General features: G+C 67.4%; 7 protein-coding genes, 1 tRNA gene and 1 pseudogene. 8 read left to right on the plus strand and 1 reads right to left on the minus strand.

Translation table 11 applies throughout. The features are described from left to right. The 5 genes and pseudogenes from AC27IO_RS19185 to AC27IO_RS19205 all read left to right on the plus strand — a co-directional run. Positions 1-231: pseudogene (locus AC27IO_RS19185) on the plus strand (hypothetical protein); the annotation flags it as partial. A 179-nt stretch (positions 232-410) separates the two neighbouring features. Continuing rightward, positions 411-1,388 carry a GMP reductase gene (locus tag AC27IO_RS19190; RefSeq protein WP_272564565.1) on the plus strand — a complete coding sequence of 326 codons (978 nt, stop codon included), beginning with the start codon at positions 411-413 and terminating at the stop codon, positions 1,386-1,388. Between the two features lie 127 nt (positions 1,389-1,515). Beyond that, a tRNA-Lys gene (locus AC27IO_RS19195) sits at positions 1,516-1,591 on the plus strand. A 224-nt stretch (positions 1,592-1,815) separates the two neighbouring features. Beyond that, positions 1,816-2,031 (plus strand): DUF3606 domain-containing protein, encoded by a 216-nt coding sequence (locus AC27IO_RS19200; RefSeq protein WP_272564590.1) that lies wholly within the window; start codon positions 1,816-1,818, stop codon positions 2,029-2,031. 19 nt (positions 2,032-2,050) lie between these two features. Next, complete coding sequence (locus AC27IO_RS19205; protein ID WP_487089067.1) at positions 2,051-2,467, plus strand: pyridoxamine 5'-phosphate oxidase family protein; 417 nt, start codon at positions 2,051-2,053, stop codon at positions 2,465-2,467. A gap of 91 nt (positions 2,468-2,558) precedes the next feature. Here AC27IO_RS19205 and AC27IO_RS19210 read toward each other — a convergent pair whose 3' ends face one another. Continuing rightward, complete coding sequence (locus AC27IO_RS19210) at positions 2,559-3,647, minus strand: SDR family oxidoreductase (RefSeq protein WP_498740234.1); 1,089 nt, start codon at positions 3,645-3,647, stop codon at positions 2,559-2,561. A 245-nt stretch (positions 3,648-3,892) separates the two neighbouring features. On the opposite strand from AC27IO_RS19210, the gene AC27IO_RS19215 reads away from it, so the two are divergent. The 3 genes from AC27IO_RS19215 to AC27IO_RS19225 all read left to right on the plus strand — a co-directional run bounded on the left by AC27IO_RS19215 (position 3,893) and on the right by AC27IO_RS19225 (position 5,906). Continuing rightward, positions 3,893-4,252 (plus strand): hypothetical protein, encoded by a 360-nt coding sequence (locus AC27IO_RS19215; protein ID WP_284429060.1) that lies wholly within the window; start codon positions 3,893-3,895, stop codon positions 4,250-4,252. Positions 4,253-4,383: 131 nt separating this feature from the next. Continuing rightward, on the plus strand, positions 4,384-4,860 hold the full coding sequence (locus AC27IO_RS19220) for a copper chaperone PCu(A)C (protein ID WP_284408407.1): 477 nt from the start codon (positions 4,384-4,386) through the stop codon (positions 4,858-4,860). Positions 4,861-5,003: 143 nt separating this feature from the next. Next, on the plus strand, positions 5,004-5,906 hold the full coding sequence (locus AC27IO_RS19225) for an ABC transporter substrate-binding protein (RefSeq protein ID WP_487089071.1): 903 nt from the start codon (positions 5,004-5,006) through the stop codon (positions 5,904-5,906). The last annotated feature ends 68 nt before the right edge of the window (positions 5,907-5,974 follow it).

Below are 5,974 nucleotides of genomic sequence, written 5' to 3' on the forward strand. Positions count from 1 at the left end.
GGCACCGCAGGGACGCCGGTCGAACGGTATGTGGTTCGAAATGCCCTCCAGGGCAATTGGAACGCCGGCATACCGCTATCGAAAAAGGAGCAATCCGCCTGGATCGACAACCGCTCCATGCGCACCCCGGAAGGCACCGATGCCGAGCGTCTGTTCGTCGCCGGCTGGCTGCAGGATGCGCAGGGCCGCATCGTGGCCGCGGCGCAGTCCCGCTGCGCAGCAGGGTCTTGAGCGGCGGGTAGAATCAGTCACCGGGCCCAAGTTTCTTGACGCCCGGTTTTTTTGTGCCTGCGCACAGCAGGGTCCGGTGCCGTCCATTGCGGCGGCACCCGCAGAGCCGGTCAGCAAGCCAAGCGCCCACCGTGGCGGAAATCCTTCCGCCGCGTCCTTCAATGGAGCTTGGAAATCTGATGGAAATCTTCGACTACGACAACGTCCTGCTGCTGCCGCGCAAATGCCGCGTGGAAAGCCGCTCCGAGTGCGATGCCAGCGTGACGCTGGGCCAGCGCAGCTTCCGCCTGCCCGTGGTGCCGGCCAACATGAAAACGGTGGTGGACGAGAAAATCTGCCGCTGGATGGCGCAAAACGGCTATTTCTACGTCATGCACCGCTTCGATCTGGACAACGTGCAGTTCGTGCGCGACATGCAAGCGGCGGGGTGCTTCGCGTCCATCTCGCTGGGCGTGAAGCAGCCCGACTACGACACCGTGGATCAACTGGCCGCCGCCGGCCTCGTCCCCGAGTACGTCACCATCGACATCGCCCACGGCCACGCCGACACGGTCAAGAACATGATCGGCTACCTCAAGGACAAGCTGCCCGGCGCGTTCGTCATCGCCGGCAACGTCGGCACGCCCGAGGCCATCATCGACCTGGAAAACTGGGGCGCCGATGCGACCAAGGTGGGCATCGGCCCGGGCAAGGTGTGCATCACCAAGCTCAAGACCGGGTTCGGTACCGGGGGCTGGCAGCTGTCGGCGCTCAAATGGTGCGCGCGTGTGGCCACCCGGCCCATCATCGCGGACGGCGGCATCCGCGACCATGGCGACATCGCCAAGAGCATCCGCTTCGGCGCGACCATGGTCATGATCGGCTCGCTGTTCGCCGGCCACGAAGAGTCCCCGGGCCAGACGGTGGAAGTGGACGGCGCGCTGTTCAAGGAGTACTACGGCTCGGCCAGCGACTTCAACAAGGGCGAGTACAAGCACGTGGAGGGCAAGCGCATCCTCGAGCCCATCAAGGGCACGCTGGCCAGCACGCTGGTGGAGATGGAGCAGGACGTGCAAAGCTCGATCAGCTACTCCGGCGGCCGCAAGCTCATGGACATCCGCAAGGTGAACTACGTGATCCTGGGTGGCGACAACGCGGGCGAGCATCTGCTGATGTGAAAGACCGCCAGACGGCCGGCGATCAGCACGTGATGACGGCAATTTTTTTCTGCGGGACTTGCAGACGCCTCAAATCTTGGTGCATAATTCGAGGCTCTGCAGCGATGCAGACAACTTTTCAAAAAGTGGGTTCTTAGCTCAGTTGGTAGAGCAGCGGACTCTTAATCCGTAGGTCGAGTGTTCGAGTCACTCAGGACCCACCACTTATACAAGCCGCAAGGCAAAAAAAGCCGACGCTATCAAACATAGCGCCGGCTTTTTGCATTTCCGCCGCTTCGTGGGAAGCACCCAGCACCTCTGCATTCCATGCACGCCACGGCGTCCTGTCGGGCAATCCCTCCGGCAGTGGGCGCGTTCTGCCTACAGCCGCCGCCGCTGCGTGCGCCTTAGGTTCATGTCTTCCCCTTCTTTTCTTCAGGAGACCGACATGAACCAAGCCGCAGGTGTGCAACCCGATCGCATCGACGTCAACGACGCCGCCCTCGTCACCCAGTGGGCCGACAAGCTCGCAGTGAGCGAGCTGCAACTGAAAGAGGCCGTGCAAGCCGTCGGCGACAAGGCGGCCGATGTGGAGATGCATCTCAAGGGTTCACGCAGCATCACCAACGATGACCGCGTGGAACAGCTCGGCGCTGACCGCTGAACCCCGCCGATCGCCCTCCATGACCCAAAAGACCCTGGCCGATCTGGCCGAGAAGATGCGCGACATCGACATCGCCATGCTGTCCACCCACACCGACGGCGGCACCATTGCCGGCCGGCCGATGAGCAACAACCGCGAGGTCGATTACGACGGCACGTCGTGCTATTTCACCTGGGAGCAATCCCGCATGGTGGCCGACATCGAACGTGCGCCCCAGGTATCGCTCGCCTTCCAGGGCGCCAAGGCCTTCCTGGTGGCCGTGCAGGGGAACGCCGAGCTGGTGCGCGACCGCGCCGCGTTCGCCGAGCACTGGACGCCCGACCTGGACCACTGGTTCAAGGATGGCATCGACACCCAGGGGCTCGTCATGATCCGGGTGAAAGCCTGCCGCATCCACTACTGGGATGGCGAAGACGGCGGCGATATCACCGTCTGAGGCCATTGCGCCGCTTGGCGCACCCGGGCGGTGCCGCACACGCAGGGCGCGTCCCGCAGCCTAGCAGCGTGCAGCCCCCCCCGGGAAGGCATCAGCCCCCGTCGCCCGCCGTGCCGGTGATCGGCAGCACGATGCCGGTGATATAGCTGGAGCACACAGGCGAGGCGAGGAACACGTAGGCCGGCGAAATCTCTTCCGGCTGCGCGGGCCGGCCCAGTTGGGTCTTGCTGCCGAATTCGGCGATGCCCTCTTCGCTGCGGTCCGCCGGATTCAGCGGTGTCCACACGGGGCCGGGCGCCACGGCGTTGACGCGGATGCCTTGCTCGGCCAGGTTGCTGGCCAGCGCTTTGGTGAACGCATGGATCGCGCCTTTGGTGGCGGAGTAGTCCAGCAATTCCTTGCTGCCGCGCAGCCCGGTGACCGAGCCGGTGTTGATGATCGCGGCCCCGCGCTGAAGGTGCGGCAGCGCCGCCTGGGCCATGTGGAAGTAACCGTAGACGTTGGTCTTGAAGGTTTCGTCGAAGCGCTCTTCGGTCAGTTCCGCCAGGGATTCGGCATGCTCCTGAAAGGCCGCGTTGTTGACCAGCACGTCCAGCTTTCCGAACGCCGACACCGTCTTGCGCACGGCCCGCTGGCAAAAGGCCGCGCTCTTCACATCGCCCGGAATCAGGATGCAGCGGCGCCCTTCCTGCTCGACATGCTGGCGCGTGGCCTCGGCATCTTCGTGTTCGTTGAGATAGACGATGGCCACGTCGGCGCCTTCGCGGGCGAAGAGGACGGCCACCGCCCGGCCGATGCCGGAATCGCCGCCCGTGACGATGGCGGAGAAACCATCGAGCTTGCCGCTGCCCCGGTATTGGGGCGCCTCGAACTGCGGCGCCAGTTCCATGTCGGCCTCACGCCCCGGCTTTTCCAGGTGCTGCTGCGGCATGGGCGGCACGGGGGCTGCACGGCCGGCGCCGGGGGCGGCGGTCTTGGCCGCAGCGCCCTTCTTGGCTGGGGCGGCGGATCGAGAGGGTTTGGCCTGGTCCTTCGCGTCCTGCTCGCGCTGGATTCGCACCTGCTTGCGCGCGACCGCTTCGGTGTCCGGGCTCTCCGCCGTGCCGGCGTTGCCCCGGGCTTTGGTGGCACCGGGTGTGCCGTCGCGGGTCTTGGCTTTGGAGGAGTGAGAGGTGGGCATGAAAGGCTCCTGAGGGAATGGCGGACCGTGGCACGGCGCGCCCGCTGAAGGGCGGGCCGGCCGACGAAGACGCCCAAGGCTGCGTGCGCAGACCGAGCGATCGCGTCGGAAAACGCGCCGTCCGAATGCAAGAGGCCCGTCGGGGACGGCCTTGCGATCGACGGAGTGCGCGCTTCGGGGGCGCACCAGCCCCTGGACCCGGCGCGGTGAAGGCCGGGAAAGCACGCGGCGATAATGCAGCGCACATGCCTGCCCTGCGCCACGTCCGCTTTCTCGCCCGCCTGATCCTGGCGTGGTTCGTGGCGTCGCTCGGCGTGGCGGTGGCCGCGCCGCTGGTGCACCCGCCGCGCATCGAATGGGTGTGCTCGGCGGGTGGCGAGCCGCGGTGGGTGGTGGCCGGCGCGGGCGAAGATGCCGCCGTGCCTGCGCACCATGGCCTGGAGTGTCCGCTGTGCCTGCCGACGGTCCTGCCGCCGCCCTCGACCCAGGCGGGCGCGCATGCCCAGGCACTGCCGACGCACGTTCCCACCCCGCTCTACCGCGCTCCGCCGGCCACGCTGGCCGGTGCGCCCTTCCCTCCTCGGGCACCGCCGCTGGCGGCATGAACACCGGGGCCGGTCCCCAGCGCGCTGACCGGCCGTCCACCTGCCCCCCGTTTACGGACCGCTGCGGGCATGGGTTTTCCGCGCAGCCCCGCGCAGGCCGTTGATCCGTTTTCCGCATTCAAGGAGCTTTCATGCCCAAGACCCCCTTTTCCGCTTTCGCCATCGCCATGGCCCTTTTGACGGCCACGGCCGCCCATGCCCAAGTCACCGTGCAGGACGCCTGGGTGCGCGCCTCGGTGCCGAACCAGAAGGCCACCGGCGCCTTCATGCGGCTCAATGCCGCGAAGAGCACGCGCCTGGTATCGGTCAGCTCGCCCGCAGCTCCACTGGCGGAAATCCACGAGATGAAGATGGAAGGCGACGTGATGAAGATGCGCGAGGTGCCCGCGATCGACCTGCCCGCGGGCAAGGCCGTGGACCTCAAGCCCGGCGGCTACCACGTCATGCTGATGGACCTGACCAAGCCCGTGAAGGAAGGCGACACGGTGCCGCTCACGCTGGTCTTCGAAGGCCAGGACGGCAAGCGCGAGTCCCTGGAGGTGAAGGCCCAGGCGCGGGCGGTGAGCGCCAGCCAGGCACCGGCGGCCCACGGCGACCACAAGCACTGATCTGTCGAGCGGCATGGCGTGCAGCGCGCAGCGCGCCATGCCTTTTTTGGGCCTCGCGCGCTCTGCCAAGGCACGGGCCAGGGCCGCGGACCGGCACAATACCGCGCTCGCCCACGATGCCGCCCCACCCCTTGCCTACCGCCTTGCGCCCTTCCCACCCCTTTCGATCGTCCGCTGTGTGGTGGTGCCTGCTGGCCTGGTGGATGGCGGGCGCCGCGCACGCAGGCATCCGCATCGCCGACGACCGGCAGCAGACCGTGGAGCTGCCACGGCCGGCCGCTCGCATCGTGTCGCTGCAGCCCTCGCTCACCGAGACGCTTTGCGCCCTGGGCGCCTGCGATCGCCTCGTCGGCGTGGACCGGCACTCCAACTGGCCCGAGTCGGTGCGCCAGCTCCCGCAGGTGGGCAGCCTGGCGGACGCGCACGTGGAGCGCATCATCGCGCTGCGGCCCGATCTGGTGCTGGTGCGCCCGCGCAACCGTGTGGTCGAGCGGCTGGAGGGCCTGGGCATCAAGGTACTGGCGCTGGACGCCAAAACGCATGCGGACATGCGGCGCAACATGGAGGCGGTGGCACAGGCCATCGGCAAGCCGGGGGCGGGCGAAGCGCTGTGGCACCGCACCGACGTGCGGCTGGACGAAGCCCGCGCCCGGGTGCCGGCCGCGTGGCAAGGCCGGCGCGTGTACTTCGAACTGCACGGCGGCTCGGCGGCAGCGAGCGAGGCCTCGTTCATCGGCGAAACGCTGGCCCGCCTGGGCCTGCGCAACGTGGTGCCGGGCAGCCTGGGCGCGTTTCCCAAGCTGGGCCCGGAATATGCGGTGCGGGCCGAGCCCGACCTGCTCATCACCAACGAAGGCCGCGGTACGCCACCCATCGCCGCGCGCCCGGGCTGGGGCACCATGGAGGCGGTGCAGCGCGGTCGGTTCTGCCGCATCGCCGAATCGCACTTCGACGTGATGGTGCGGCCGGGCCCGCGCATTGACGAGGCGGCGCGGGAAATCCTGGATTGCCTGGCATCGGTGGACCGGCGCTACACGCCGCCGTAATGGCCGTGGCGGCAGCGATGATACGGACATGCAGGGGTGCTATTAAAAATATAGCGATATGCCCTAGT

It is taken from the genome of Acidovorax sp. KNOB132 (assembly GCF_057541515.1).